We start from the raw sequence: 24,500 nt of genomic DNA, 5'->3' as shown, positions 1-24,500 counted from the left end.
CAGCCGGATGACGATACGGCGGATTTCCTGGACGGACCAGCGGATCAGTTCCGTGGTTTCGTCCAAGGTCTTTTTGGGGGCGCGGCATTGGCGCGGGTACGGATGGCCGCCAGCATCGCGAAGGCGAGCATGACGAGCGAGACGTGCCGGTGCCAGCCATGCCAGGAGCGGGTCTCGTTATGGTCGAGGCCCAGTTCGTTCTTGGCGGTCTCGAAACTGTCCTCGATGGCCCAGCGATGCCCTTCCACGCCGACGAGGGTTTCGATGGTCGTGCCGGCCGGGCACCAAGTGGTGAAGAAGGCAAGGTCATCACTGGCAATGTGGCGCCGTATCAACAGGCCCCTGGTCCATGTCCCGATTGCACCATCGACGTACTCGTCGGCTGCGAGGTCGGCGAGTTCGAAGTAGGTCCAGTCATGGACGCGCTCGCCCTTGGTGCCTTGGCCCGCCGACAGACGTTGCCATGCAGTCGGATCGAGGTCATCTGCGATCTGCGCGGCGGTGCCCGCGACGACCGGCTTGTGGCCCCACGAGCCGAAGCGATGGTCGCCCTTCACGCCCAGCACATAGCCCTTGCCGGCACGGCGCAGCACCTGCTCGATGTCGCCGACGCCGTAGACCGCATCCGCCGCGACCCAGGCGAACGGCATGCTGGCCGCAATCGCCCGTTCGATCATCTTCACCGCCAGCGCCGGCTTGGTCGCGAAAGCCGTGCCCTCCGGCACATGCGCGGCCGCCAGGCGCACCGGGTCAGCGGTCCAGCTCTTCGGCAGATAGAGCGCACGGTCGACGAAAGCATGGCCCTTGGCCGAGACATAAGCGGCGAACACGCCGATCTGGCAGTTGGTCACCTTGCCGGCCGACCCAGTGTACTGGCGCCCCACGCCGCACGACGCCTTGCCCTGCTTCAGGAATCCGGTTTCGTCGATGACCAGCACCGCATCATCGGTGCCAAGATGTTCGACGGCATAATCGCGCACGATGTCGCGCAGCGCATCCGCATCCCACCGCCCGCGCCCCAGGATTGCCTGCTGCCGCCATGGCCCGGCATCGCCCGCCGCCTCGGCGCGCATCCACCCGGTCTTGCGGCGCTCGTCGCCCAGCAAGCCATCCAGAAAACTGTTCGCCGATGCCGCAACACGCGCCTGGCTGAACAATGGCCGCATCCGCGCCTTCACCTCGCGCAGCGACGATGCCCAAAGCTCCAGCGTCGCCTCGATCGATGCTCCCGTCACCACGACCTCCTTGTCATGGTGACCCATTGATTCAGAACATCATCAAGAGCGCAACTGTAATGCTAGCAACCGCGTGCCCCGGACGGGGTTTGTGTCCGTTTGAGAAATGCCCTGAACAGGAGAGAATGACGCGCTGTTTCACACGATGGTCGGATCGAACGACATTGAACGATCGAAGCGCTTTTACGACGAGGTGCTGGGCACGCTCGGCGTCGGCGAACCGGCGCGGAATATAGCCGACAGCGGCCACACCCGGCTCATCTACAATGATGGCAAGGGGACCAACTTCATCGTCAGCCAGCCGATCAACGACGAACCGGCGACCGTCGCGAACGGCAGCACCGTGGCCTTCTCATGCGACTCGCCCGAGCAGGTGAAGCAACTTCACGATACGGCTGTGGCCAATGGCGGCACGTCGATCGAAGCCCCGCCCGGCCCGCGTCATACCGCGTCCATGGGTACGATCGAATTCGCCTATTTTCGCGACCCCGACGGCAACAAGCTGTGCGGGATTCATTTTCCGAAATAATCGAACGGCTCGTATCGTGGCGCTCCCGTGTTGCCCGTCCCTATCATGGACGGGCAGCGCTTGGTCGATCTGGTGCGGCGAGGATCAGAAGAGAACGCCTGCCGGGTCGATGGGTCAGGTCAGGCGCAGCAATGCTTATGCTTCTTACCCGATCTGCAAGGACATGGATCGTTGCGGCCGGTCTTTGCCGCCGCGACCGCATCCACGGCGATCGGCTTCGCCTCGCCGACCCGCGCACGCGCCGCGTAGAGGCGCTGGACCGTATCCGTCAGCTCGGCCACCGCACGGTCCTGGAAGGCGTTGACCTCGACGCTGTCGAGCTCGCTTTCATCACGCGCGATCGCGATCAGCGCCAGCAGGTGGTGCCATGGATTGGCCCATCCGGCATCGGCCGCCGCCGCGTCCCACGCATCCGGCCGCAATGCGACCGCGTCAGAAAAGCCGTCGATCCAATATTCCCACAGAACCTCGCCATCCCGCTCGTCGACATCGAGGATCGGCTGCAACTTGCCGCGGGACAGGTCGCGCGCGATCTCGTCGCGGCGCGCCTCAACCGCTTTGACGAACCATTGCACGTCGAGGGGATCGTCGAAGGGCGGAACGCCATCGACCTCGACGCCCCATATGACCGTCATCCACTCGTCGATCGGGATCGGCTCGGGACAGACGATAAGGCCGGTCAGGAAACCGTCAAGCTCGGTGAGCAGCATCGGCTCTTCGACCGGAAGGTCCGCCAGTGCCCCATCGAGACGCCGGAAGCGGGACGGCATTTTCCTCACAGGCGAAGGCCGCGCCGACGCATTTGATCCTCCGCCATGACACGCAGCGGCGTCTGATCGCCCACGGCGAAGATGTCGGCGAAGTCGAGCAGATCCTCATCGCGCAACGCGACCACCGCCGCCTCGATGGCCGCGAGGCGCTGAAGGTCGAGTTCCGTCTTGGTGGCGATGCGCTTCATGCGGGTTTTCAGCATAACGGTCCGGTAACAGGATCAGCCGGCTTTGACACCGCCCCTGTGAATGTCCCCAGGCATGTTCTTGACGGACATGGATCGAATACCGACGTCTATCGGCGTCAGGAGACGCATGATGGTGGAAGCAAAATGGAACGGCGTACGGATCGCCGATAGCGATGATACGGTCATCGTCGAGGGCAACCACTATTTCCCCGAGCAGAGCGTAGACACCGCGCTCTTGCGGCCGAGCGGCACAACTTCAATCTGCCCCTGGAAGGGAACGGCGCATTATTACAGCCTGTACGTCGCGGGCGCCGACAATCCCGACGCCGCCTGGTATTACCCCGATCCCAAGCCCGAAGCGGGAAACATTCGCGGACGCATCGCCTTTTGGAAGGGAGTCACGGTCGCCTGACTTGGCTGCGCCGCAACGGCTGCGCGCGGCGTCACGAACCGGAAGTTGGCCCGATGCACTGGGTCGAACGTTGACCGCCGCATGAAGACGATCCGCTTTCCGGACGGTACGACCGTCCCCGCGCTTGGCCAGGGCACCTGGATGATGGCGGAAGACCTTGTCCGCCGACCGGACGAGATCGCCGCGCTGCGCGAAGGGCTGTCGCTCGGGCTGACCCTAATCGATACCGCCGAGATGTATGCCGATGGCGAGTCCGAGCGGCTCGTCGGCGAGGCGATCGCGGGTGTCCGCGATGAGGTGTTCCTCGTCAGCAAGGCCTATCCCCAGAACGCCTCGCGCGACCGACTCTCGCGGGCGTGCGAGGCGAGCCTCGAACGGCTCGGCACCGACCGACTCGACCTGTACCTGCTGCATTGGCGCGGCAATGTTCCGCTCGCCGAGACGGTCGAGGCGATGGAGCGGCTGGTCGCGGCGGGCAAGATCCTGCGCTGGGGCGTCAGCAATCTCGACACCAACGACATGGAGGAACTCGTCGCGAGCGGCGGCGAAGGCTGTCAGACCGACCAGATCCTCTACAACCGCACCCGGCGTGGCCCTGAATACGACCTGTTACCGTGGCTTGCGCGTCACCGGGTGCCGGTCATGGCCTACAGCCCCGTCGAGCAAGGCCGCCTGGTCGCCCACCGCGGCCTTACCCAGATGGCTGCCGAACGCGACGCCACGCCCGCGCAACTCGCTCTCGCTTGGTTGCTGGCGCGAGACGGCATCCTCCCCATCCCCAAGGCCGGGTCTATTGCCCATGTTCGAGACAACCGGGCGGCGTTGGACCTCACGCTGTCCGAAGCCGAGCTACGACGCCTCGACGACCTGTTTCCGCCGCCACGCGGCCCCGAACCGCTCGCGATGCTTTAGGCGCGAATGTAATCGACGAACGCGCGCAGCGGCGGCGGCACCAGACGGCGGCCGGAATAATAGAGGAACGGGCCGGAGAAGGACTGCCACCAGTCGGGCAGCACCGGTTCCAGCGCGCCGCTTGTGAGCACCGGCCGGAGCCAGTCCTCGAACAGGTGGATGATCCCACCGCCCGCGACGGCGATATCGACCAGCAGGTCCGCCGCGCCGGACACGCTGGCGATCAGCGGCCCCTGTGGCTCGATCCGCACGATGTCGCCGTCGCGCTCGAACTCCCAAGGGCTGGTCAGCGCTCCGCTGGTGAACCGGCCGCGTAGACAGGCGTGATCGAGCAGGTCGCGCGGATGGTCGAGCCGCCCACGCACATCGAGATAGGTCGGCGACGCCGCCGTTGCGAAGCGCTGGATGCGCGGGCCGATCGGCACCGCGATCATGTCCTGCTCCAACCGCTCGTCGTAGCGGATGCCCGCATCGCAGCCCGACGACACCATATCGACGAAGCCGTCCTCGGCCATGATCTCGACCTGGATGTCGGGATAGGCGGCTAGGAAGCCGGGCAGGATCGCCGGCAGCACCAGCCGCGCCGCGCTGACCGGCACGTTGAGCCTGAGCGTGCCTGCGGGCCGGTCGCGGAACAGGTTGACGACGTCGAGCGCCGCCTCCACCTCGCCCAGCGCGGGTGCCAGCCGCTCGATCAGCCGTGTCCCCGCCTCGGTCGGCACGACGCTCCGCGTGGAGCGATGGAGCAGGCGGACGCCCAGCCGCGCTTCCAGCCGCCGCACCGCTTCGCTCAGCGTCGAGGCGCTCGACCCGACGGTCCGCGCCGCGTCGCGGAAGCCCCGCGCCTGCGCGACCGCCAGGAAGGCGTTGAGATCGGCAAGGTCCGCCTTCATCGTTCGGTTTTCCGTACAGCCCGTACGGATCACTCCGGCTTATCGCGATGATCCGCAAGCCATATCTGGGGGCCAGCACAGGAGAACAACAATGACGATCGACCAGGCAGGCACCTATTCCTTCGCCGGGCACGCCGTGAAGCGGCTGGGCTATGGCGCGATGCAGCTCGCCGGACCCGGCGTGTTCGGCCCGCCGCGCGACCATGATGCGGCGCTCGCCGTGCTTCGCGCCGCTGTCGAGGCTGGGGTCAACCACATCGACACCAGCGACTTCTATGGCCCGCACGTCACCAACCGACTGATCCGCGAAGCGCTGTCCCCCTACCCCGACGACCTGCTGATCGTGACCAAGATTGGTGCGAGGCGCGGCGACGATGCATCCTGGCTGCCCGCGTTCGAGCCCGACGAACTGACCCGCGCGGTCGAGGATAATCTGACGAACCTCGGGCTGGAGACGCTCGACGTCGTCAACCTGCGCCTGATGTTCGATGTCCACGGCCCGGCAGAAGGATCGCTCGCCGCGCCGCTGAAGGCGGTGGCGAATCTCCAGCGCCAGGGGCTGGTGCGCCATATCGGCCTCAGCAACGTGACGCCCATGCAGTTCGAGGAAGCCCGCGACATCGCCGAGATCGTCTGCGTCCAGAACCAGTATAACCTCGCCCACCGCGACGACGATGCGTTCATCGACGCGCTGGCGGCGGAGGGTATCGCCTATGTCCCCTTCTTCCCGCTCGGCGGGTTCAGCCCGCTACAGTCCGCAGCGCTGTCCGGCGTGGCGACAAGGCTGGACGCGACGCCGATGCAGGTGGCGCTGGCTTGGCTGCTCCAGCGCTCGCCCAACATTCTGCTGATCCCGGGTACGTCGTCGGTGACGCACCTCCACGAGAACCTCGCCGCGGCAGCGCTGACGCTGCCCGAGGATGCGGTGGCCGAACTCAACGCGATCGGCGGATAATCAGGCCGGTCGGTTGGCCAGCACCGCGTCGAGCAGGCCGGGAAAGCGCCGGTCGAATTCGGCGCGGCGCAGCGTGTTGATCATCTCGCGCCCGGCTTGCGTCGTCTCGATCAGCCCCGCCGCGCGCAGCAGCTTGAGGTGGTTGGACAGCGTACTTTTCGGGATGGACTCGCACGGCGCGGCATCGGTGCAGCTCAGCCGCTCGGTCGCGGCGAGCCGCGCCACCATGGCCAGCCGATTGGGATCGGCCAGCGCATGCAGCGCCAGATCGAGCGGAACGTCTTCCAGCCGGGGATGGGTGAAGCGGGCCATGCGACCGATATAGGGCACCGCCATAAATTCAATAGTTCGGGATTATTGAACTTTTGAAGCACTACCCCATTTTCTGCCTGCCGACAGCGCACGACGGCGTGATCGCGGGCTACCTTTTTTGGAGAATGCACATGTCCCTTCAAAACAAAGCAGCGCTCGTCACCGGCGGATCGCGCGGCATCGGATCGGCCATCGCCAAGCGACTGGCGGCCGATGGCGCGGCGGTGGCGATCACCTATGCCGGCAACAAGGCGGCAGCCGACGCGACCGTGGCGGCGATCGAGAGCGCAGGCGGCACTGCCTTCGCCTTCCAGGCCGATGCCGCCGACCCGGCGTCGCAGCGCGCTGGCGTAGAACAGGCCGCCGCCGCCCTGGGCGGGATCGACATCCTCGTCCACAATGCCGGTGTCGCGGAATTCTCGACCATCGCCGAGGATACCGACGAAACCTACGACCGCCAGTTCGGCGTCAACGTGAAAGGCCTGCACGTCGGCACCCGCGCGGCCCTGCCGCATCTTCGCGACGGCGGGCGGATCATCCTGATCGGCAGCATTTCCGGCGAAATGGCCTTCCCCGCGACCACGGTCTACAGCGCGACCAAGGCAGCCGTCGCGGCGCTGGCCCGCGGCTGGGCCAAGGACCTCGCGCCGCGCAATATCCTGGTCAACACCGTACAGCCGGGGCCGATCGACACCGACATGAATCCCGCCGACAGCGAATTTGCGGGACAGGTGCTGCAAGCGATCCCGCTCGGCCGCTACGGCATGGTCGAAGAGATCGCGGGGGCAGTGGCGTTCCTCGCCGGACCGGATGCGAGCTATATTACCGGCACCACGCTCAACATCGATGGCGGCGCGACGGCCTAAGGGATAGCACTGGCGTGCCGGCCGCAAGAGCCAGCACGCCGATGGCTTTACATGTCCGCCGCGGTCGGGCGGACTATGACCTCGTTGATGTCGACACCCTCGGGCTGTTCCAACGCGTAGCGAACCGCCCGCGCGATCGCATCCGGGGTCAGCGACTTCTTCCGCCATCCCGTCAGCGCCGTGGCCACTGCCGGATCGGTGATGTCGTGGCCCAGTTCAGTTGCGACGACACCCGGAGAGATCAGCGTCGACCGGATTTCGTCATGCTCCTGCCGCAACCCCTCGGTGATGGCGCGCACCGCATGCTTGGTGCCGCAATAGACCGCCGCGGTGGGCATCACCATGTGCGCGGCGACCGAGGCGACGTTGACGATATGGCCGCCCTTCTGCGCCACGAACCGGGGCAATACGGCGGCGATGCCGTTGAGGACGCCGTGGATGTTGACGTCGACCATCCGCTTCCACTCATCCCGCTTCAGCGCGGCGAGTGGCGACAGCGGCATCACGCCGGCATTGTTGACCAGCACGTCGACCCGCCCAAACCGCGCTTCGGCGGCCTCCACGAAGGCGTCGAAGTCGGCCCCGTCCGTCACGTCGAGCGTGCGCCACGCGACGGTCTCGCCCAGTTCCTCGGCCATTGCCTGCAACCGTTCTGCGCGACGCGCGCCGATGAAGAGGCGCGCGCCGGTCGCTGCCAGTTCGCGCGCCGTCGCCTCGCCGATCCCACTCGAAGCCCCGGTGATGAGGACGACCTTGTCGATGCTGGCTGTCATGATGCTATCCTTGCCTTGAAGTGACAGCCAGCAAGATGATGCCGCAGCGTCCGGCAACGGTAGAGCGATCGTCCTAACGCTTTGTACGATCCTCCAGAACCCGCTCTGCCCGCTTGCGCATGTCGACGGGCTGACAGATGACGATCGGCATGGACCGGATCACCGAACTTGCTGCCGTCATCGATCGTCATGTCGCCGGATCAGGCATTTGCATGACCGCGATGCCGCATGTGTCACTGATCCGGGCCGATCAACCGAGCACCCCGACGCCGGCTGTCTACGAGGCATCGCTTTGCCTGATTGCCCAGGGATCGAAGCGCGTCTCGATCGGCGACCATAGCCTCGTCTACGACGCCGCGCATTATCTCCTAGTCTCCGTCGACCTCCCGCTGGTCGGCCACGTGATCGATGCCAGCCCCGACCGCCCGTATCTCTGCTGCAAGATCGACCTCGATCCCGCAATGCTGTCCGACCTGATAGTGGCGGAGGGCGGCGCTGTGCCGCACACCGACCTGCCGGTTCTAGGCGTCTATACCAGCGACCCCGACCTGATCGACGCCGCATGCCGGCTGGTCGGACTGCTTGACCGGCCGGACACGATCCGCGCCCTGGCGCCCCTGATCGAACGGGAAATCCTCTACCGGCTGCTCACGGGGCCGCACGGACCGATGCTTCGCCACCTCGTGACAGCAGGTAGTCACCTCAACCAGATCAGCCGCGCCATCGCCGTGATCCGTCGCCGGTTCGACGCGCCGATCCGCATCGACGAGGTCGCCGCCGAGGCCGGCATGAGCCCCTCCTCGCTCCATGCGCATTTCAAGGCGATCACGCGCATGACCCCGCTCGAATATCAAAAGCAGTTGCGCCTGCAGGAAGCGCGCCGGCTGATGCTGGTCGGCGGCGCTACGGCGGGCACGGCGGGCTTCGCGGTCGGCTATGAAAGCCCCTCGCAGTTCAGCCGCGAATATCGCCGCCTGTTCGGCGCACCGCCGCGCCAGGACATCGAACGGCTGCAGACCGCCCCTTCGGCGGAGATCGCCCTCTGATTTTGATCGACGCTAGCAATGATTCATCGCGATGGTTGCGCCGAATGAGGCGCTCCGCTGGCGTTTGTCGCCGCACAAGCAGAATGACCCATAATCGGTCATTCAAAGTCCCCTGACCGCTTCCCAATTCCCGACATTCATTCATGTCGATCTTCGTTGTAAAGGCTTGGCTCAGCCATGGGGGTGCCACAGATGACTTAGTCTAGGGCTGAGACTCAATCAGAGCCAGAATGCGATTGCGGTTGCGATGGCGACGCCTGAGAGGAAGTTGACGGCGAGTTTGTCGTAGCGGGTGGCGACACGGCGGAAGTCTTTGAGACGGCAGAAGGCGTTCTCGATGAGGTGCCTGCCACGGTATCGGTCCTTGTCGTATCGGATGGCTCGCTTCCGGTTGCGTCGCCCCGGAATGACGGGAGCGGCTCCAGCGTCGCGGAGCGAGCGGCGCAGCCGGTCGGCGTCATAGCCCTTGTCAGCAAGGAGGTAGCGTATGCGATCGGCTCGTTCGAGGAGCACAGGTGCCGCTTTCACGTCGCTGACGTTGCCGGCCGTCAGCATCAACGCATAGGGGCGGCCGATAACGTCGGTGAGCGCATGGATCTTGGTCGTCCATCCGCCGCGCGAGCGACCGATCGCCTGAATCTGGCGCCCCCTTTTCCGCCGAATGCCGCGCGTTGCGCCTTGATGTAGGTGCTGTCGATCGCTGTACTCTTCGTGACCACGCCGGCATCCACCAGCGCGTCGAGCAGCTTGAGCCAGAAGCCACGGCGCGACCAGCGGTTGAACCGGTTGTAGATCGTCGTCGACGGCCCGTAATCGGCCGGGCAATCGCACCAGCGGCAGCCGACCTTCAGCACATGCACGATGCCCGAAATCACCCGCCGGTCGTCTACCCGCCGCGCGCCGGGCTGGTTCCTGGGTAGATGCGGCTCGATTGCTACCCATGCTTCATCCGACAACCAGAACAGCGCCATGCGTCACTCCTCCTGATCTACGAACCAGTGAATCAGGAAAACCATCACCCCTCAAGAGGCTGATTGGGTTTGGACTCTAGACGTCTGCTCTCTGGGGTGCGCAGGCAAAGGTATAAGCGCAATTTAGCAAAGTCGTTTGACGTGTGGGGGTACGACATCAAGGACAAGTTTTATCTTGTGAAGGCGCAGGTGGACGAAGAGATGATCTGCTTCGTATATGGAAGAAGCAAATCATCATCGGCGTACGTCTGGTCAGTGGCCGGGCGCCTCGCCCCCCTGCGGTGCCAGGATGCCGCCAGCCATCCTGCCTTGAGCGTCAAGGGCTGCTGACATAAGCACCTTTCCATTAGCAAATGTCAGATCGTAGGCGTCATCCCCCATCGGGCCCTTGTTGCGGAAGGTGATCGATTTCAGTTCGCCCATCGACTTGAACATGGGGTGCGTCATCGGAAGGTCGCGGCGGACGACCTCAGCAAACTGGGGGGCAAGTTTATCGTAATCCGGAGCACCGTTCGCCAGGCCGGCAACGAGCCGCCGTAGGGCAGCCTCAGTCCCAGGTGTTGGCGTGGACTGTGATGCCGTCTGCGCTGGGCTTGTCTGACCCTGAAAAGTAGAAGGCGAGTAAGCCAGCATCAAAGCTGCTGCGAATATCAAACTCATAAGGATCGCTCCTGAGACAACGCGAGTTAGGCCGATCCGCTCGATCCACGACGTCTCATGACGTGGGACGGCATCGGTGCCGCCTTGATCAGGTTGCGTGCTGTCTGGCGAAAGGTCCGACGGACCAGGTCCCAAGCGATGGGACCGTTCCACCGAAACCACCAACTTCGCAGCTTCAAGGGAAGACGATAGACCGAGCTTTGCGCGTGCCATTTTAAGGCGCTTCTCCACCGCATGTGCGGAGATGCCGAGATCGATCGCCATCTGTTTCGCCGTCTGATGTTCTAAACAGCGTCTCAGGCATTCCCGCTCGGCGGGTGTGAGGCGCTTGATCGCGGCGAGCCTGATCTCATCGATTACGTCCGTCGTCATGGCTGGCACCTTAGCGTGGAAACCACCGGCACCAACTTCCGCTGTGTAGTACCCCACTGGTACCCTATCGGATTAAGGCTGAAACAGCCTCGAAAACTGCCACGATCGTCAGCCGTGTCGCGTTCACGTGTTGACGCGGTCAATGCAAAGAGCGGGGCAGAGCGCGGCACCACGAATGCGGAGTTGAGCGTCCACTATCGTGGAACGCGGTCGCTGGATTCACGGAAGCTGCCGCTCCCAGTCTTGTCTTTGCGCTTCCTGAGCAGCAAGCGGAGGAACACCGGACGCTTCACGTACGGCATCCGACAGCAAACCCCGCTGATATGGCTCCTGTGTCCATTTTTGCCCCGGTGGATGCTGAAACTGGGTACGGTAGACCTGTGGCTGACCGATGCGCTGTAGGTAACGATCAAGCGTTGCGGCGGCGATCCAAGTGGCTTCTTTCTTTCCTCGTGCGATCGCAACGATCGCCAGAGCATGGGCCTTTAGGCAGTCTTGCGCGTCTTCACCATGCTGGAAGATATAGGCGGCGTGATAAAAGTCGTCGGCGCTGCTCAGTTTCCCAGCATCGAGCAAAGCCTGGGTTTGTTGCCGCCGAGCCTTGTCCGCCGGCCAAAGCGCATGCCAATCGATGGTTGCAGGATGCTCCCTCGCAGACTGATCGCTGTCGAAGATCTTCGTCATAGCAGGATTGTCTGCGATTGCGGCCGTCGGCTCTGGTGCACTTTGTTGAGCAGCCAGCGCGGCCGGAAGTAGAAAGGCGAGTGCTACGAGAAAGAAGCGCATTGCGGTCCGCCAGTTTGTCCGATCGCACGATCAACGGGCGGACCGCCGTAACGCAAGGCCTATCTGACAGCGAACGCCTGGTGGTGGGCGAAAGCAGTCACATTACCCTGCCGCCGAGACCCATATTCAGACATTCGCGGCTGCAAGATCGCTTCCCGCTTCCGGCCGTTCGTTCATCCCGCAAAAGCGGGTTACTCATAGCGATGCCGAGGGTCACAGAGTCCCCTATTGGGAGGATATCTGCCGTCAGGGCTGACGCCGCAAACTCCGAACATGCTGGCGGAGGAGCAGCATTGTGAGGACGAAAATGCCAAGTAGATAGCCACCCCCTCGCAGTGCGAGAGCAGCTTCTGCTTCTGAGCCGGCATGTCCTCCAAAGCTACCGATTGCAAAGCCGATCGCGAGGAAGCAGCCTGCAAACCGCGCTTGAGCCGGTGTTCCGATCCGTCCCGCAAAAAACCAAGCGAGCCATCCATAAAACATGACGTTTCCCGCTGCGGCAACAATCGTAAGCATCAGACAACCTCGGAACGACGAGGTGTCGACGATAGTGATCCGCTAGGATCGGCACAACGTCGAAGACGGCATCTCAATTTCATACTCCCAGCGGCTGCAATTGGGACAGGCCGTGTAAAAACGGCGTCACAGCAGCTGGTCAGTATTTTCGGCGCGGCGCGTTGAAGGTTGAGCGTTGGCGCTCAGCTCTGAATTGCTGCGATCATTGCCCGGACGCCGAGGATGGCAATCAGCCGTTTGAAGTTATAGGCCAGGATATGGAGGCAGGCCTCGGTTCTGACGTGCTTCAGCGTTTTCGTTTGGAAGTGCGTCGAGCCCATCCATGCTTTCAGCGTGCCGAACGGATGTTCGACAGTCTGCCGGCGGATCCGCATGGCCTCTGGCGCACGATCAAAGCGCCGCTCCATCGCCTCGACGACTGCCTCATGTTCCCATCGTTTGACCCGGCGTTCCTTGCCGGTCGTGCATTGGTCATGGAGCGCGCATGTCTGGCAGTTCGAGCTCCAGTAGCTATGGAGCGTCATACCAGCCTCGACCGAGGTGTACCGATAGATCAGGTCTTCACCGGCGGGACAGCGATAGACGTTTTCCTGCTCCAGATAGACGAAGTCCTGCTTGCCGAAGCGACCTTGCGCCTTCGCCCCCGAGGTTAGCGGCCTGGGCACGAAGGCGGTAACGCCCATCCCCTCGCAGGTCCGGATGTCCTCGCCCTTGAAATAGCCCTTGTCGGCAATGGCATCCAAAGCCTCCACCCCCATGGCGTCCTTGGCTTTCGCCGCCATGAGGGCAAGTTGCCCGCGGTCATATCCAATGTTCAAAAGCTCGTGCGCGACGATGAGGTGATGTTCGGCATCGACGGCCGCCTGGAGATTGTAGCCGACGATGCTCGTGCCGCGCCCCGCACTCGCCATGGCGCGGGCGTCCGGATCGGTCAGCGACACCTGCTGGTCCGGCGCATTCCGGACTTCCTCCTCGCGTACCGCAAGATCACGCAACTGCGCGCGCAACCGGGCGATCTTCTCCGTCAATCGCTTCGCCTTCGGCTCGGCAATGTCACTTTCTTCGCGGTCGGCACGATCAAGCGCGTCGAGATACCGGTCAATATTGTCCTGCACCTGCTTCATCCGCGAGGCGACCTTCGCGGCCGTGTAGTTCTTGTCGCGGTTGTTGACCGCCTTCATCTTGCTGCCGTCGATGGCGACCACCGCGCGCGTGAACAGCCCCAATTGCCGGCACAGAACGATGAACTGGCTGCACACCGCCCGGATCGCAGCGCCATTGGCCTGGCGGAAGTTGGCGATCGTCTTGAAGTCGGGCGCCAACCGCTCCGTCAGCCACATCAATTCCACGTTGCGCTGTGCTTCACGCTCGAGCCGCCGGCTCGACTGGATCCGGTTCAGATAGCCGTAGAGGTAGATCTTGAGCATCGTCGCCGGATGATAGGCGGGCCGCCCCGTCTCGGCCGGCGTCATGCCCGCGAACTCCAGCGCCTTCAGATCCAGCGCATCGATGAACGCCTCGACCGCGCGAACCGGGTTATCTGCCGATACGTAATCATCAAGCGATGCAGGCAGCAGATAGTCCTGCCGACGGCCTTCCCCCTGAACGAAACGGCCCATGCCCAAGCCTCCCGAAACGTCGGAAAACCATAGCAGATTCCGACGTTTTTACACAGCCTAGGGCGAGAGCAGCCGCTCTATCCTTTAGCCCAGGAGGCCCACAAGTGAACCTTCAGGCCGCCTTGCTGGTTTTCCAGCTTCAGTCGTTTATTCATGTACGCGGCATCCATCCTCAGGATGTGGCAATGCTCACCCTGCGAGTGCTGAGCAGTGCAGCCAGAACGGCCAATCCAGCGGACAGGAACAGGGGGATGACCGTATCCGATCCCACGATGCGAAAGATCAGGGCGATCAGCACTCCCCCGACAGTCTGACCAAATAGCCGCGCCGTAGCAAGCATACCGGCGGCGGCACCGCTCCGCCGGGGCGGCGCTAGCCCAAGCATCGTGCGGTTGTTGGGCGTCTGGAATAGGCCGAAACCGATGCCTGCCAGGAACAACGGCAAGCCTAGCAGTAGGACCGGCACCCCATGTGGGATCAAGGCCATCAGCAGCATCCCAATGGCGAACAACATAAGGCCGATGCCGCCCAATAGTCCGGCGGACACGCGCTCGACGAGGCGACCGGCGACAGGGGCGGCCAGCGCCGTGCCGATCGGCATGGGCGTGATGAGCAGTCCGATGGCCACATGGCTCAGTCCGAACCGGCCCAGAAGATAGAAAGGCAGGGCAACCAACGTGACCATTTGCGCCGCGAATGAGGCAGCCGAGGTGAGATAGGACAGCCGCAGCATGGGCAGGCGGATGAGATCGACCGGGATCAGTGGTGCATCCTCTCCGCGTGCGCGACGGACGACCAATACGGCTGCGACGACCGCTACGACAAATTCCGCCACCGTACGGATCGATTCCGTCCCATGTGCCAGATCCGAGCAGGCGAGGAACATGCCGGCAAACGCGACGGCATTCAGGAATGCCGAGCCAAAGTCGAAACGTTTGCCCGACAACGGCGTCACCGGAAGTGCCCGGGCGCCGATCGCCAGGGACAGGATGGCCAGCGGCACGTTGACCGTGAACAGCCATCGCCATGAGGCTATGGACAAAAGCCCAGCCGCGACGCTAGGCCCCGCTGCGGAGGATACCGCGACCACCAACGCATTGTAGCCGACGCCCCGGCCGAGCTGCGCCTTGGGATAGGTGAACCGGACCAGCGCGCCGTTGATTGCCATGACGCAAGCTGCCCCCAGCCCCTGCACGAACCGAGCGGTTGCCAACCCCATAAGGCTGTCCGACAATCCGCAGGCGAGGGAGGCACAGGCGAACAGCGCCAGCCCGAACATATAGACCCGGCGATAGCCGACGATCTCCGCCAGGGCCGCCACCGGCAACAGCATCATGGTGATCGCGATCTGATACGCGTTGACGACCCAGATCGATGCCCCCGCACTCGCGCCAAGTTCCCGCGCGATCGTCGGCAAGGCGATGTTGGCGATCGAACTATCGAGCACCGCCATCGCCAGCGCCAGCCAGATCGCCGTGGCCGCCCAGTAACGGCGCGGCGCGGGCAGGCCGTCTGGCGCAGAGGCGGAGGTAGGCGGGGGGCAAGACTGGGCCGTCATAACGTTTCTTCCATTGGCTGCGACGCGAACGCCGCCTGAGACTGGATAGATGGCAACATGGCCGCCTCTACCCGTACCCCGGTTCAACCACCGGTCAGACGCAGCCAATTCTCACTGGCGAAGCCGGACTTTTCAGCCCCTTCCAGGCCGCATTCGTTCAGGAAGCGGCGCGCTTCGCCGCCGGGCCTATACTGATACGGACAATCGGTCGAAAAGAGCAGGCGATCCGCACCGACAATCTCGGTCGCGCGCGCCATATAGGTCGGATTGTTCATGCCGCTGCCCGTGACATACAGGTTGCGCCGCAGATAGTGCGCGATGGGATAGTTCAGCCCCGACACCCGGTCCAGGCTCTTCATCCGGTCGACGTAGAAGAGCACCACTTCCCCCCCAATGCCCGAGAATTACCTGGAGGTTGGGAAGCCGATCGAAGATGCCCGACAACACCAGACGGACGAACTGCATGCCCGCATCATAGTGCCAGCCCAGGCCATACTGGGCCAGGGTGTTGTCGACCTCCGGGCTGAACACAGAATAGGAAACCTTGCGCATCGTCGGATCCGGCGTACGCGGGTGAAGCAGGACGGGTACGCCGAGCGCGGCGGCCGTTTCGAAGATCGGCGCAAAGCTCGCATCGTCCAGGTTTCGATCGCCCACGCGCCCGCACAGCATCAGCCCCTTGAAGCCGAGCGTCTTCACACAGCGCTCGAGTTCGCGAGCACTTTCGTTGGGAAATGCCACCGGCAAGGTCGCCAATGCCTGGAAACGATTGGGGTGCCGCTCGATCGCAGCCGCTGCGACGTCGTTGGGCCGACGCGCCACATCGATACTCACGACCCCGAGATCGTGCATTGCCGGCGTCGTCACGGACAGTACCTGCACATCGAGTCCGGTCTCGTCCATCAGGGCAATACGCCCATCCGCCAGATTGAGCACCTTCCAGTTGGTTCAGCAGGCGACTGAGCGACTGCGGCTGCAATCCTTCGCTGCGAGCCAGCGCGACCGCGCTCTTCGGGCCTTCGCGCGCCAATATGATGAGAAGCGCCATGCCGCTGCTGGCGACATCACCGTCCGAGGCGATCCCCCGCAAGCGACGCGCTAGGCGGAACACCGCCCTGGCGATCTTGGCTTCATCTGGCTCCATGACCCATTTAATACGCAATGCGTACTAATGTCCCAGCGTTTGTTACGCTGTTGTTCGAGCTGAGGCGGCAGCGCAGGTCGACAATGACAAGCGCCGCAATTTATGACATTGATACAAAATGGCTTAGTTCCGGCGGACGGGGCAAAACCGAGTTCATGCCGACGCCATGCTTTGCCAATGGCTACCCGGCTGACGGCTTCGTATTGACCGCAAAAAATTCAGAAAATGCTCCGTCGTGTGGAAGTGGACATCGCACCGTAACCGTACCGGCGGTAAAAGATGACTTTCTCGGCAACTTGAACGAGTCCTAGAAACGGCCATTGGTTTAGAAATAATCGCAACGCCAGGCCTACCACGAGACAGCATCAGTGATCTGGGATGACCCGAACCGCGTCCGATCATTTAGGTTCATCGCCAGATCCGCAGGAAGTCTCCACGCATTCCGCCAACTTCATGGCAGCCTATAACTTCGCCGGCTGGTGCAAGACGTTCAGCGGCCTCACGGCCTACAAATCCATGGTCTGCCCGATCCACCATATGCCGGGACATCAAACCTAACGAGCGATACCGATCAGTGCGGTCGCGGTATAACCTGCCGCAACGTTCCCGCTGAACGCCGGCGTCTGCTGGGCGACCTGCGCAGCGGTGTTGTCGCCGAAGATGCCATCGCTCGACAAGGAGATGCGGGCGAACTTACCGGCGCTCGACGGATAGGTGGTGGCGTCGGCATAGACCGTCGAGCAGACGGCGCTCGGCATCGCCAGCTGCGACGTCAGGACCGCATAACGACCACTCAGCGCATTAGAGAGGCTGGAGAAGACCTCGAAATGCATATGCGGCCAGCGGCCATCGTAGCACCCGGGGAAGATGGTGGTGAAGGTGACCTGGCCGTTGGCGTCGGTCACCTGGACACCGCGCAGATAGCTCTCCGCCGCCGCCGTGTAGAGCGAGTAGAGACCCTGCCGATCGCAATGCCACAGATAGACCGCATACCCGGCGAGCGGTGCGCAGGTGGCGTTGACGTCGACCAGGGTCAGCGTGATCTTGAGCAGCACGCCGGTCGCGACCGTGGTGGCCGAAATGAAGCTCGGCCGGATGTCGCTTCGCACGACGCCGCTCACATTGAGGACATTGGACGTCGCCCCCGAAGCGGTGTTGGTGCCATCGCCAGGATAGGGACCGGCGGTTTCGACCGGGTCGGCGATGCATGCCGTGGTCGTGCTGCTGGCGGTCGGCGTGGGTGTCGCGGTCGCGGTTGGTGTGGGCGTCGGCGTGGCGCTGGTGGTGGCGCTGCTGACGACCGCGACACTGCCTGAGGCCGCGTCGCTGCCACCACACCCCGCAACCATCGCGGCGGTGCCCGCGCCGGCAAACCATTTCAGGGCGCGACGACGCGCCATCATCGTCTCCATGACCTTCAGATCGTCAGCGAGACTGTGGGCGTGGTCATGATGGCGGGCGGACATGCTCTCATACTCCATTGGACAGAGAGAGGATGTCGGCGTGCCGGATTGCCCGGTTATGTCAGGTCGCCGCAATAATGTTGCAGCGTGCGTCAGCTCGCCAGCGGGAGCACGACGCGGGCCACCGCCCCACCGGTGCCATTTTCCAACGTTGCCGCGCCGCCATGCCGGGTCGCGATCGATCGGGCGATGGCAAGACCCAGCCCGGTGCCACCGGTCGCGCGGTTGCGCGAAGGATCGCCGCGCACGAAGGGCTGGAATAGCCGTTCCGCCTGCGCCGGATCGATGCCCGGGCCGTCGTCCACCACCCACACGTTGACGTTTCCGTCCTCCATTTCCCAGCCGACCCTCGCGCACTCGCCGTAGCGGACCGCATTCTCGATCAGGTTGGAAAAGAGCCGTCGCAACGCCGCCGAATCCCCGCGCACGATCGCACGCAGGCCGGGCATCAGCGTCACAGGCTGACCGGCATCGGCCATGTCCTGAACCAGACTGTCGAGCAGGCTGGCAAGATCGAGGCGGCTCGCCTCTGTCTGGACCGCATCGTCACGGGTAAAGACGAGCGTGGCGGCGATCATCGCGCGCATCTCGTCGATATCGGCGGCGGCACGCGCGCGCGCGCCTTCGGGCAATTGCTCGACGCGAAAGGCGAGACGCGAAAGCGGCGTACCCAGGTCATGCGCGATCCCCGCCAACATCGCCGTCCGCGCCTCGGCATGATGCGCGAGACGGGCATGCATCGTGGTCACCGCACGAGCCAGATCGCGCACCTCGCGACTGCCATCCGGCAACGCGGGCAATGCGGCACCGGTGCCCGCTTGATCGGCGGCGGCGGCGAGAAGCCGCAAGGGACGGGTCAAGGCCCGGGCAATGCTCCACGCCGGCAGGGACAGCAGCAAGATCGCGGCGAGCATCGCCAGCAGCGTGCGAACGTGCCAGCGGGTGAGATAGGGCGGCACGTCGCTGCGCACGACCCACCAGCCGGCTCCCTCGTGCCAGGCGAAGGTGTAGCTGCCGACAAAGGCATCACGCTCGGTTTTGCCCGCGGTTTCGGTAAAGGCCAGAATATCGGCAGGCGAGACGCCCAACTCCGCCGCAAGGCGACGTCGCGCCGTGGAATCCGCGCCCTCTCCGCTGCGGGCCATGGGCGCGGCCGCTTCCAGTCGACGCCGCAACGGCTCCGGTCCGGGACCATGGTCATCGACCGCCTGCCCCGCGCCATGCGGCGGGACGCCATGATCGAAAGGCGGCGCCCCCTTCCCTTCCAGCGTCATGGCGATCGACCGCAGGCTGCGGGGAAAGTCGAAGGGCGGCGGCCCTGAGAAGGTCACTACGAACGAAATTGCCGTGGCCAGCAGGACGGAGACGATGACCAGCAGAAAAATCGGCCGTGCGATCGACGCGCCCCGTCGGTCGCCTTTCCGGTCAGCGACGCTCGACATCGGCCGTGAACATATAGCCTTCGTTGCGCACGGTGCGGACGAGATCGTCTCCGCCACGCCCGTCGGATCGTTGCAGCTTCCGACGCAGCCGGCTGATCTGGACGTCGATCGCGCGGTCGAAATGCTCGGCATTGGCCCCGCGCGACTGGTCCAGCAGGAAGTCCCGGGTCAGGACGCGGCGGGGATGCTCGACCAGCACGATCAACAGACGAAACTCGCCATCGGACAGGTTGATGACGACATCGTCCGGATCGAACAGCTGCCGCCCCAGCGGATCCAGTCGCCAGCCGGCGAAGCGCAAATACAGGCGCGCCGACGATGCCAAAGGGGCCGAAGCGATCGTCTCCGGCCGCGGCTGGTTACGACGCAGGACCGAGCGGATGCGGGCAAGCAGCTCGCGCGGATTGGCGGGCTTGGCGATGTAATCATCGGCACCCAGCTCCAGCCCGACGATACGGTCGACTTCTTCACCGATCACGGACATGATGATCACCGGCGGCGCGGTTGCGCGGTCGAGGCTGCGAAGGACCGAAAGCCCGTCCTCCACTGGCATCATCACGTCGAGTACGATCAGCGCATAGGCCTGCTGCTTCAATGCCGTGCGCATTGCCGTGGCATCCTCGGCGACATCGACGACATAGCCGTGGTCGACGAGAAATGCCGCCGTCAAATCGCGGATGCCGGGATCGTCGTCGACGATAAGAAGACGGGTTTCGAGGTCCACGGTCTCGATCGGTCCAGAAAGCGCGGTCTGCATCAGACCGGTATGCCCCGCCGGTGTATCGCTCGCATTGCGGGGCTGCAACATCGGCAAAACGTGTACCAGTGTGACCAGCTGGCCACACTGGTAGCTCTTGCCCGTCAGCATGCCTTGTATCGCTATTCAAGGCGGGTTCCGGCGAGCACCCCCGCAAGGCGCTGCTTGGCGAACGCTACCCTCCCAGTCTGCAGACCCATTTCCGGAGATTACAGCGAGGCTGCCACGCTCCCGTAATCGGACATTCGTTCACCCACGCTGACACGCGCTTTGGGTAGGCCAATCTGCGCAATAGGAGTTTAGTCCCGTCGACTACCTACGCTAAGGTCTGATCATGGAAACTGACATAATGGTCCGTCATATTGGCCATCAAGGTGAGCCGCTCGTGATCATAGATGGATTTTCCGCAGATCCCGACGCGCTCCGGACCGCTGCGATCAATGGCGCCTTCGAGCCAGCGGGTAATCATTACCCCGGCATCCGGAGCCCCTTGCCGGACGGGTACCTTCGGCGTCAGTTTCCCACCATTGCACGTGCGTTGGGGCACGATTTCGGGCCGTTCCGACAAATCCGGGTGCTGGATGCAAGCTTTTCGATGGTGACCCAATCGCCCGAGACACTGCATGTTCGACAACGCATTCCCCATGTCGATGCATATGGCCGGGAACGCATCGCCCTTATCCATTATCTCTCCCCCGACAATCATGATGGGACGGCTTTCTTCCGACATCGCGCGACCGGATTCGAGACGATCGACCAGGAGCGGGCACCAACGTTCTTCAGCGCACTTGACGCCGAATTGCAGGCAGATGTCCCGGACGGTTATATTTCTGGAGATTCCTCATTGTTCGAGTGCACGGACATGGTTGAGGCGCAATATAATCGCGCCCTCCTCTACCGTAGCCACCTGCTGCACAGCGGCGCAATCCGCATGGATGGTGGTCTATCGCCCGAACCCGAACACGGCCGCCTTACCATTACCGCATTTCTGGAGATTTCATGAGGACGCGTAGAGCGACCTGATCGTCGGAGACATGTCCTCATGCCTTTGAACGCAACAGGGCTGCTCGAACATCCATTCCGCTTCGAGGCAAGATCACTTCGCCCTGCCCGCAACTGTCGCCGCCTCCCGAAACCGGGTCAGCCGTGCGACGACAGGCCGGCGAGAAAGGCGGCGACATTGTCCCCAAGTTCGGCCGCGGCATAACCGCCTTCCATGACGGTCACCGTCGGTAGCCCCGCTGATGCGATACAAGCGCCTAGCGCCGCGAAATCATCTTGCTCCAGCGCGAAATGCGAAATCGGATCGCCGCTATAGGTATCCGCCCCGAAGGACAGAACTAGCAGCCGCGTGCCGAAGTCTGCGATCGCCGCCAGCGCGCGATCGAGTGCAGGACGATAGGTCCCCCAGCCCGTTCCGCGCGGCAGCGGCAGATTGAGCGTCGCGCCCCGCCCCGCCCCCTCCCCATCCTCGTCGGCATGGCCCCAGTAGAAGGGGTAATCGGCAGTCGGGTCGGCGTGGATCGAGACGAACAGTATGGAAGGATCGCGCAGGAAGATATCCTGCGTACCATTGCCGTGATGATAGTCGACGTCGAGGATCGCGACCGGCCCCAGCCCCCGACGATGCGCCTCGGCTGCGACGATGGCAGCGCTGTTGAGGAAGCAATAGCCGCCGCAATAATCGCGGCCGGCATGATGGCCGGGTGGACGACACAAGGCGAAGGCACCGGACGCGCCATCGGCAACCGCATCAAGCGCGGTCAGTGCGGACTGTGCCGACCAATAGGCCGAGTCCCAAGTGCCTGCAGTGATCGGCGTCACCACGTCATAGCTGTAGCGGCCAAGCCGCGCGTCGATCCGGGACAGGTCGACCAGGCGGCGCCCGACGATCGGCCAGGCATAGCCGATCGCATCGCCGTCGCGCCCGGCGGCCCGCCAATCGGCATGCGCCCTCTTCAGGAAATCGAGATAGGCGGCATCGTGCACGGCCAGCAGCGGGTCCATGCCAAAGTCACGTGCGGGTTCGGCCGATCCGATCGCTGCCAGGATCGTCTGGGCGCGCGCGGGCGTTTCCTGAAAGGCGGTCCAGTCGCCATTGTGCATTTCACGAACCGGAGCATGCAAAAGCTGGCGCTGGTCGAACACGATCTTCATCATCGACGGACAACGCATCAATCTGTCCTGAGGCCCATGGCGCGACACCTGCGGGTCCTGCATATTAGCTATTATTGGTGACGATGCGCCAGACCCGTAAGTGGACGTTCATCTGCCCGCCTCACCCCATCCAGCTTCTGCCATTCGGCCCATGGCGCTGTCGGGGTCTACCCTCCCTTGCCGGCATATCGGGTCAGCGTCTGGCGGATGCTGCCCGGCCGCGCGGCCTCTCCCGCATCGTTGACCAGATGCGCGATGGTTCCCTTGCCGCCGCCCAGCGAGATCGTAGTGACATCCGATACGCGCACGCCCGGCGTGTCGGGCACCTCCACCGCGCTCGCGAGCACGATCGAGGGATCGGCGGTGAAGTTGGCGTAGATCCCCATGCCCACCGCCTGGTGCCGGCGGACGTGATTCGCGACCTTATATGCCGCCCATCCGCGCGGCGAGTCCGCCCGCCAGGCGCGCTGGCTCGGCGGATCATATGGCAGTTCGTTCTGGTAGAAGAAGGTCCGGCCATCCTCGCCGTTCCACAGCGTCTGCCAGCCCTGGAAATGCTCGACGAACAGTCCGTAGCAGGTGACATGATCCCCGTTGACGACCAGGCCGTGGGTCGCCCGGCTCTCGTCCCAGCCGACATGGACCCGACCGCCATTGCGGTCGCCGTGATCGGCGCGCCATATCCAGAGATGGTCGCCGATGACGTGGTGGCTGTTGACCTCCAGGCAGGTCCCGGCATTCCCTACCGTGGCCCCGCCGACGCGGAAGAAAAGATCGGCGAGCAACGTCGGGTTGTCGCGATGATTGCCGCCCGCGCCGCGTGGCCCGACCTGCACCAGCACCGGCGTGTCCTGCGGTCCTGCGTCGACCAGCAGCCCGGCGATCGTCACCCCGGCCACGTCGGCGACGGTGAGCGCCGCTGACCCACCCTCGGCCAGCAAGGTCGCCAGACCAAGGCCGAGGACGACCGTATCGGCCCGCACCACCCGCAGCGGCTCGCGCAGCCGATATACGCCTGGCGTAAGCAGAAGATGGCGCCCCGCCGCAAGCGCGCGGTTGATCGTCGCGACCGGCGTCGTCGGATCGGCGATCAGCACCTCGTCCAGCGGCAGGTGGCGTCCGGCGGGTGCCTGATCCCAGGACACGCCGGCCACGTCACGCCGCAGCGCCGGGACGAAGATGGTCCAGTCACCCCCCGGCCCCACGCAAAGAAACGGTTTCTCGCGGACCACGGGCACGGTCCCCAGCGTCGTATAGGGTGGCGTCGGGAAACGCGTCGAGGGTGCCCCCGCGACGCCCACGAACATCATGTTCCAGTTCGATCCCTCCCAGCCGGCCATATGGCTGTTGCGGGTGAACCATTGCTGCTGCGTACCGGAGCGGATCGTGCCGTCGACCCGGCAATCGGCCATGAAACCGCCGCTTGACCAGCCGCCATCGTCCAACGCCAGGTCGCCGGCCAGATGGACGCGGCGATAGGGGGCGGCCTGTGACACAGCCCAGCGATCCATACCGTCGGGCGGCCGTATCGCCAGATTTTCCACGCTCCGCCAGAAATTGACCAGGGCCATACCCTTGGCCCAATCCGCCTCGGCATGGACATGGCCGGTCACGGTCACGTCGTCCGGCCCGGTGCCGAGACCTGCGACCTGGGTGAAGAAGCCGACATTGATGTCGAGTCGGTGGTTGCCTGGCTTGAGCAGAATCGCTCGGCGCCTGTCGGTGAAATGCGCGCGCTCCTGCTGTGCGAACCAGCGGGCGATTACCGCCTGCGTGCCCGGCTCGCCGGGATCGACGATCAGGACGTTGGGCCCCAGGTCAGGATCGCGGCCTCCTACGGCCGGCGTCGCTTTCGCCATCGCACCGATCCCGATCGTAGCCATGCCGGCAACCAGCCCGCGACGCGTCGTTGTATGCATCCCGCCCTCTCCTGTTATCCTCGCCCAGTTTAAGAGAACATTTTCCGCCTGAAAGCACGAGCTTATGAGCACGCGCTGACGCATGTACGCACCGGTGCACGCATAGTGAGCCGAAGCTTTCTGACGACACAACGGGTAAGAGCCTGCGGAGACATACCCCTGAAATTTGGTGCAACGACCCACCTTCCGGTCATTCGCACCTCCTCTTCCGTCCCCCAACTTCAGACGTTCATTCATCTCCGCGA

23 protein-coding genes and 3 pseudogenes are annotated in these 24,500 nt (G+C 63.9%); 8 read left to right on the top strand and 18 right to left on the bottom strand.

The annotated features are described in order from the left end of the window. Positions 1-44: 44 nt before the first annotated feature. Positions 45-1,252 (bottom strand): annotated as a pseudogene (locus QE452_RS03930) (IS701 family transposase). 128 nt (positions 1,253-1,380) lie between these two features. Here QE452_RS03930 and QE452_RS03925 point away from each other — a divergent pair. Next, a complete protein-coding gene (locus QE452_RS03925; protein ID WP_309660532.1) occupies positions 1,381-1,764 on the top strand; it encodes a VOC family protein in 384 nt (127 codons plus the stop codon). Positions 1,765-1,883: 119 nt separating this feature from the next. Here QE452_RS03925 and QE452_RS03920 read toward each other — a convergent pair whose 3' ends face one another. Continuing rightward, complete coding sequence (locus QE452_RS03920) at positions 1,884-2,534, bottom strand: UPF0149 family protein (RefSeq protein ID WP_309660531.1); 651 nt, start codon at positions 2,532-2,534, stop codon at positions 1,884-1,886. Positions 2,535-2,539: 5 nt separating this feature from the next. Further along, positions 2,540-2,722 carry a hypothetical protein gene (locus QE452_RS03915; RefSeq protein ID WP_309660530.1) on the bottom strand — a complete coding sequence of 61 codons (183 nt, stop codon included), beginning with the start codon at positions 2,720-2,722 and terminating at the stop codon, positions 2,540-2,542. A 130-nt stretch (positions 2,723-2,852) separates the two neighbouring features. Between QE452_RS03915 and QE452_RS03910 the strand changes: the two genes are divergently transcribed. Continuing rightward, positions 2,853-3,134 (top strand): DUF427 domain-containing protein, encoded by a 282-nt coding sequence (locus tag QE452_RS03910; protein WP_309730497.1) that lies wholly within the window; start codon positions 2,853-2,855, stop codon positions 3,132-3,134. 81 nt (positions 3,135-3,215) lie between these two features. Further along, on the top strand, positions 3,216-4,046 hold the full coding sequence (locus QE452_RS03905; protein WP_309660528.1) for an aldo/keto reductase: 831 nt from the start codon (positions 3,216-3,218) through the stop codon (positions 4,044-4,046). Here the strand turns inward: QE452_RS03905 and QE452_RS03900 are convergent. Next, entirely contained in the window at positions 4,043-4,939 is an 897-nt protein-coding gene (locus QE452_RS03900) for a LysR family transcriptional regulator (RefSeq protein WP_309660527.1), read from the bottom strand. The genes QE452_RS03905 and QE452_RS03900 overlap by 4 nt on opposite strands. A gap of 91 nt (positions 4,940-5,030) precedes the next feature. On the opposite strand from QE452_RS03900, the gene QE452_RS03895 reads away from it, so the two are divergent. Continuing rightward, the gene (locus tag QE452_RS03895; RefSeq protein WP_309660526.1) at positions 5,031-5,894 is read left to right on the top strand and encodes an aldo/keto reductase family oxidoreductase; all 864 of its coding nucleotides are present in this window, start codon (positions 5,031-5,033) and stop codon (positions 5,892-5,894) included. Here the strand turns inward: QE452_RS03895 and QE452_RS03890 are convergent, their stop codons facing one another. Continuing rightward, positions 5,895-6,206, bottom strand: a complete 312-nt coding sequence (locus QE452_RS03890) for a helix-turn-helix transcriptional regulator (RefSeq protein ID WP_042487985.1) — start codon at positions 6,204-6,206, stop codon at positions 5,895-5,897. Positions 6,207-6,337: 131 nt separating this feature from the next. Between QE452_RS03890 and QE452_RS03885 the strand changes: the two genes are divergently transcribed. After that, positions 6,338-7,072: an SDR family oxidoreductase gene (locus tag QE452_RS03885; protein ID WP_309660525.1), complete on the top strand. Its 735-nt coding sequence runs from the start codon at positions 6,338-6,340 to the stop codon at positions 7,070-7,072. A 47-nt stretch (positions 7,073-7,119) separates the two neighbouring features. On the opposite strand, the gene QE452_RS03880 is transcribed toward QE452_RS03885, so the two are convergent. Continuing rightward, positions 7,120-7,845, bottom strand: coding sequence for an SDR family oxidoreductase (locus tag QE452_RS03880; protein ID WP_309660524.1), 726 nt, complete (start codon positions 7,843-7,845; stop codon positions 7,120-7,122). Positions 7,846-7,994: 149 nt separating this feature from the next. Here QE452_RS03880 and QE452_RS03875 point away from each other — a divergent pair, with 149 nt between their 5' ends. Beyond that, positions 7,995-8,891 carry an AraC family transcriptional regulator gene (locus QE452_RS03875; RefSeq protein WP_309660533.1) on the top strand — a complete coding sequence of 299 codons (897 nt, stop codon included), beginning with the start codon at positions 7,995-7,997 and terminating at the stop codon, positions 8,889-8,891. A gap of 219 nt (positions 8,892-9,110) precedes the next feature. Here the strand turns inward: QE452_RS03875 and QE452_RS03870 are convergent. From QE452_RS03870 to QE452_RS19035, 7 genes and pseudogenes are all read right to left on the bottom strand, one after another. Next, positions 9,111-9,862, bottom strand: a pseudogene (locus tag QE452_RS03870) (IS5 family transposase). 252 nt (positions 9,863-10,114) lie between these two features. Beyond that, on the bottom strand, positions 10,115-10,894 hold the full coding sequence (locus QE452_RS03865) for a helix-turn-helix transcriptional regulator (protein ID WP_309660454.1): 780 nt from the start codon (positions 10,892-10,894) through the stop codon (positions 10,115-10,117). Positions 10,895-11,113: 219 nt separating this feature from the next. After that, entirely contained in the window at positions 11,114-11,680 is a 567-nt protein-coding gene (locus QE452_RS03860; RefSeq protein ID WP_309660455.1) for a hypothetical protein, read from the bottom strand. Between the two features lie 698 nt (positions 11,681-12,378). After that, complete coding sequence (locus QE452_RS03855; RefSeq protein WP_309660456.1) at positions 12,379-13,815, bottom strand: IS1182 family transposase; 1,437 nt, start codon at positions 13,813-13,815, stop codon at positions 12,379-12,381. 172 nt (positions 13,816-13,987) lie between these two features. Continuing rightward, positions 13,988-15,373, bottom strand: a complete 1,386-nt coding sequence (locus tag QE452_RS03850) for an MFS transporter (protein ID WP_309660457.1) — start codon at positions 15,371-15,373, stop codon at positions 13,988-13,990. A gap of 83 nt (positions 15,374-15,456) precedes the next feature. Next, positions 15,457-15,753: a hypothetical protein gene (locus QE452_RS03845; RefSeq protein ID WP_309729637.1), complete on the bottom strand. Its 297-nt coding sequence runs from the start codon at positions 15,751-15,753 to the stop codon at positions 15,457-15,459. 61 nt (positions 15,754-15,814) lie between these two features. Further along, positions 15,815-16,225, bottom strand: a pseudogene (locus tag QE452_RS19035) (amidohydrolase family protein); the annotation flags it as partial. 670 nt (positions 16,226-16,895) lie between these two features. Between QE452_RS19035 and QE452_RS03835 the strand changes: the two are divergent. Next, a complete protein-coding gene (locus QE452_RS03835; RefSeq protein WP_309660460.1) occupies positions 16,896-17,075 on the top strand; it encodes a hypothetical protein in 180 nt (59 codons plus the stop codon). Here QE452_RS03835 and QE452_RS03830 read toward each other — a convergent pair. The 3 genes from QE452_RS03830 to QE452_RS03820 all read right to left on the bottom strand — a co-directional run bounded on the left by QE452_RS03830 (position 17,072) and on the right by QE452_RS03820 (position 20,179). Then, complete coding sequence (locus QE452_RS03830; protein ID WP_309729634.1) at positions 17,072-17,983, bottom strand: intradiol ring-cleavage dioxygenase; 912 nt, start codon at positions 17,981-17,983, stop codon at positions 17,072-17,074. The two genes, QE452_RS03835 and QE452_RS03830, sit on opposite strands and share 4 nt — an antisense overlap. Before the next feature lie 89 nt (positions 17,984-18,072). Next, a complete protein-coding gene (locus QE452_RS03825; protein ID WP_309729632.1) occupies positions 18,073-19,479 on the bottom strand; it encodes an ATP-binding protein in 1,407 nt (468 codons plus the stop codon). Further along, positions 19,406-20,179 (bottom strand): response regulator, encoded by a 774-nt coding sequence (locus QE452_RS03820; protein ID WP_309660489.1) that lies wholly within the window; start codon positions 20,177-20,179, stop codon positions 19,406-19,408. The genes QE452_RS03825 and QE452_RS03820 overlap by 74 nt, the downstream gene beginning before the upstream one ends. 349 nt (positions 20,180-20,528) lie before the next feature. Here QE452_RS03820 and QE452_RS03815 point away from each other — a divergent pair, with 349 nt between their 5' ends. Further along, the gene (locus QE452_RS03815; protein ID WP_309729629.1) at positions 20,529-21,182 is read left to right on the top strand and encodes a DUF6445 family protein; all 654 of its coding nucleotides are present in this window, start codon (positions 20,529-20,531) and stop codon (positions 21,180-21,182) included. A 137-nt stretch (positions 21,183-21,319) separates the two neighbouring features. Here QE452_RS03815 and QE452_RS03810 read toward each other — a convergent pair whose 3' ends face one another. Continuing rightward, a complete protein-coding gene (locus tag QE452_RS03810) occupies positions 21,320-22,336 on the bottom strand; it encodes a histone deacetylase family protein (RefSeq protein WP_309660490.1) in 1,017 nt (338 codons plus the stop codon). Between the two features lie 167 nt (positions 22,337-22,503). After that, the gene (locus QE452_RS03805) at positions 22,504-24,195 is read right to left on the bottom strand and encodes an adenylyl cyclase (protein WP_309729626.1); all 1,692 of its coding nucleotides are present in this window, start codon (positions 24,193-24,195) and stop codon (positions 22,504-22,506) included. Positions 24,196-24,500 lie beyond the last annotated feature (305 nt).

The organism is Sphingomonas sp. SORGH_AS_0438 (assembly GCF_031453475.1).
GTDB lineage: Bacteria > Pseudomonadota > Alphaproteobacteria > Sphingomonadales > Sphingomonadaceae > Sphingomonas.
The sequence above is the reverse complement of the archived record's forward strand: the minus strand, read 5'-3'. Positions and strand labels throughout refer to the sequence as shown.

What these genes read in the sequence shown, in the direction of transcription:
- QE452_RS03830 (WP_309729634.1), bottom strand. Translation starts at nt 17,983, where the DNA reads ATGTCCGCCCGCCATCATGACCACGCCCACAGTCTCGCTGACGATCTG.
- QE452_RS03895 (WP_309660526.1), top strand. Translation starts at nt 5,031, where the DNA reads ATGACGATCGACCAGGCAGGCACCTATTCCTTCGCCGGGCACGCCGTG.
- QE452_RS03915 (WP_309660530.1), bottom strand. Translation starts at nt 2,722, where the DNA reads ATGAAGCGCATCGCCACCAAGACGGAACTCGACCTTCAGCGCCTCGCG.
- QE452_RS03885 (WP_309660525.1), top strand. Translation starts at nt 6,338, where the DNA reads ATGTCCCTTCAAAACAAAGCAGCGCTCGTCACCGGCGGATCGCGCGGC.
- QE452_RS03865 (WP_309660454.1), bottom strand. Translation starts at nt 10,894, where the DNA reads ATGACGACGGACGTAATCGATGAGATCAGGCTCGCCGCGATCAAGCGC.
- QE452_RS03850 (WP_309660457.1), bottom strand. Translation starts at nt 15,373, where the DNA reads ATGACGGCCCAGTCTTGCCCCCCGCCTACCTCCGCCTCTGCGCCAGAC.
- QE452_RS03805 (WP_309729626.1), bottom strand. Translation starts at nt 24,195, where the DNA reads ATGGCGAAAGCGACGCCGGCCGTAGGAGGCCGCGATCCTGACCTGGGG.
- QE452_RS03860 (WP_309660455.1), bottom strand. Translation starts at nt 11,680, where the DNA reads ATGCGCTTCTTTCTCGTAGCACTCGCCTTTCTACTTCCGGCCGCGCTG.
- QE452_RS03925 (WP_309660532.1), top strand. Translation starts at nt 1,381, where the DNA reads ATGGTCGGATCGAACGACATTGAACGATCGAAGCGCTTTTACGACGAG.
- QE452_RS03920 (WP_309660531.1), bottom strand. Translation starts at nt 2,534, where the DNA reads ATGCCGTCCCGCTTCCGGCGTCTCGATGGGGCACTGGCGGACCTTCCG.
- QE452_RS03905 (WP_309660528.1), top strand. Translation starts at nt 3,216, where the DNA reads ATGAAGACGATCCGCTTTCCGGACGGTACGACCGTCCCCGCGCTTGGC.
- QE452_RS03910 (WP_309730497.1), top strand. Translation starts at nt 2,853, where the DNA reads ATGGTGGAAGCAAAATGGAACGGCGTACGGATCGCCGATAGCGATGAT.
- QE452_RS03810 (WP_309660490.1), bottom strand. Translation starts at nt 22,336, where the DNA reads ATGAAGATCGTGTTCGACCAGCGCCAGCTTTTGCATGCTCCGGTTCGT.
- QE452_RS03835 (WP_309660460.1), top strand. Translation starts at nt 16,896, where the DNA reads ATGACCCGAACCGCGTCCGATCATTTAGGTTCATCGCCAGATCCGCAG.
- QE452_RS03890 (WP_042487985.1), bottom strand. Translation starts at nt 6,206, where the DNA reads ATGGCCCGCTTCACCCATCCCCGGCTGGAAGACGTTCCGCTCGATCTG.
- QE452_RS03815 (WP_309729629.1), top strand. Translation starts at nt 20,529, where the DNA reads ATGGTCCGTCATATTGGCCATCAAGGTGAGCCGCTCGTGATCATAGAT.
- QE452_RS03820 (WP_309660489.1), bottom strand. Translation starts at nt 20,179, where the DNA reads ATGCAGACCGCGCTTTCTGGACCGATCGAGACCGTGGACCTCGAAACC.
- QE452_RS03875 (WP_309660533.1), top strand. Translation starts at nt 7,995, where the DNA reads ATGGACCGGATCACCGAACTTGCTGCCGTCATCGATCGTCATGTCGCC.
- QE452_RS03900 (WP_309660527.1), bottom strand. Translation starts at nt 4,939, where the DNA reads ATGAAGGCGGACCTTGCCGATCTCAACGCCTTCCTGGCGGTCGCGCAG.
- QE452_RS03880 (WP_309660524.1), bottom strand. Translation starts at nt 7,845, where the DNA reads ATGACAGCCAGCATCGACAAGGTCGTCCTCATCACCGGGGCTTCGAGT.
- QE452_RS03855 (WP_309660456.1), bottom strand. Translation starts at nt 13,815, where the DNA reads ATGGGCCGTTTCGTTCAGGGGGAAGGCCGTCGGCAGGACTATCTGCTG.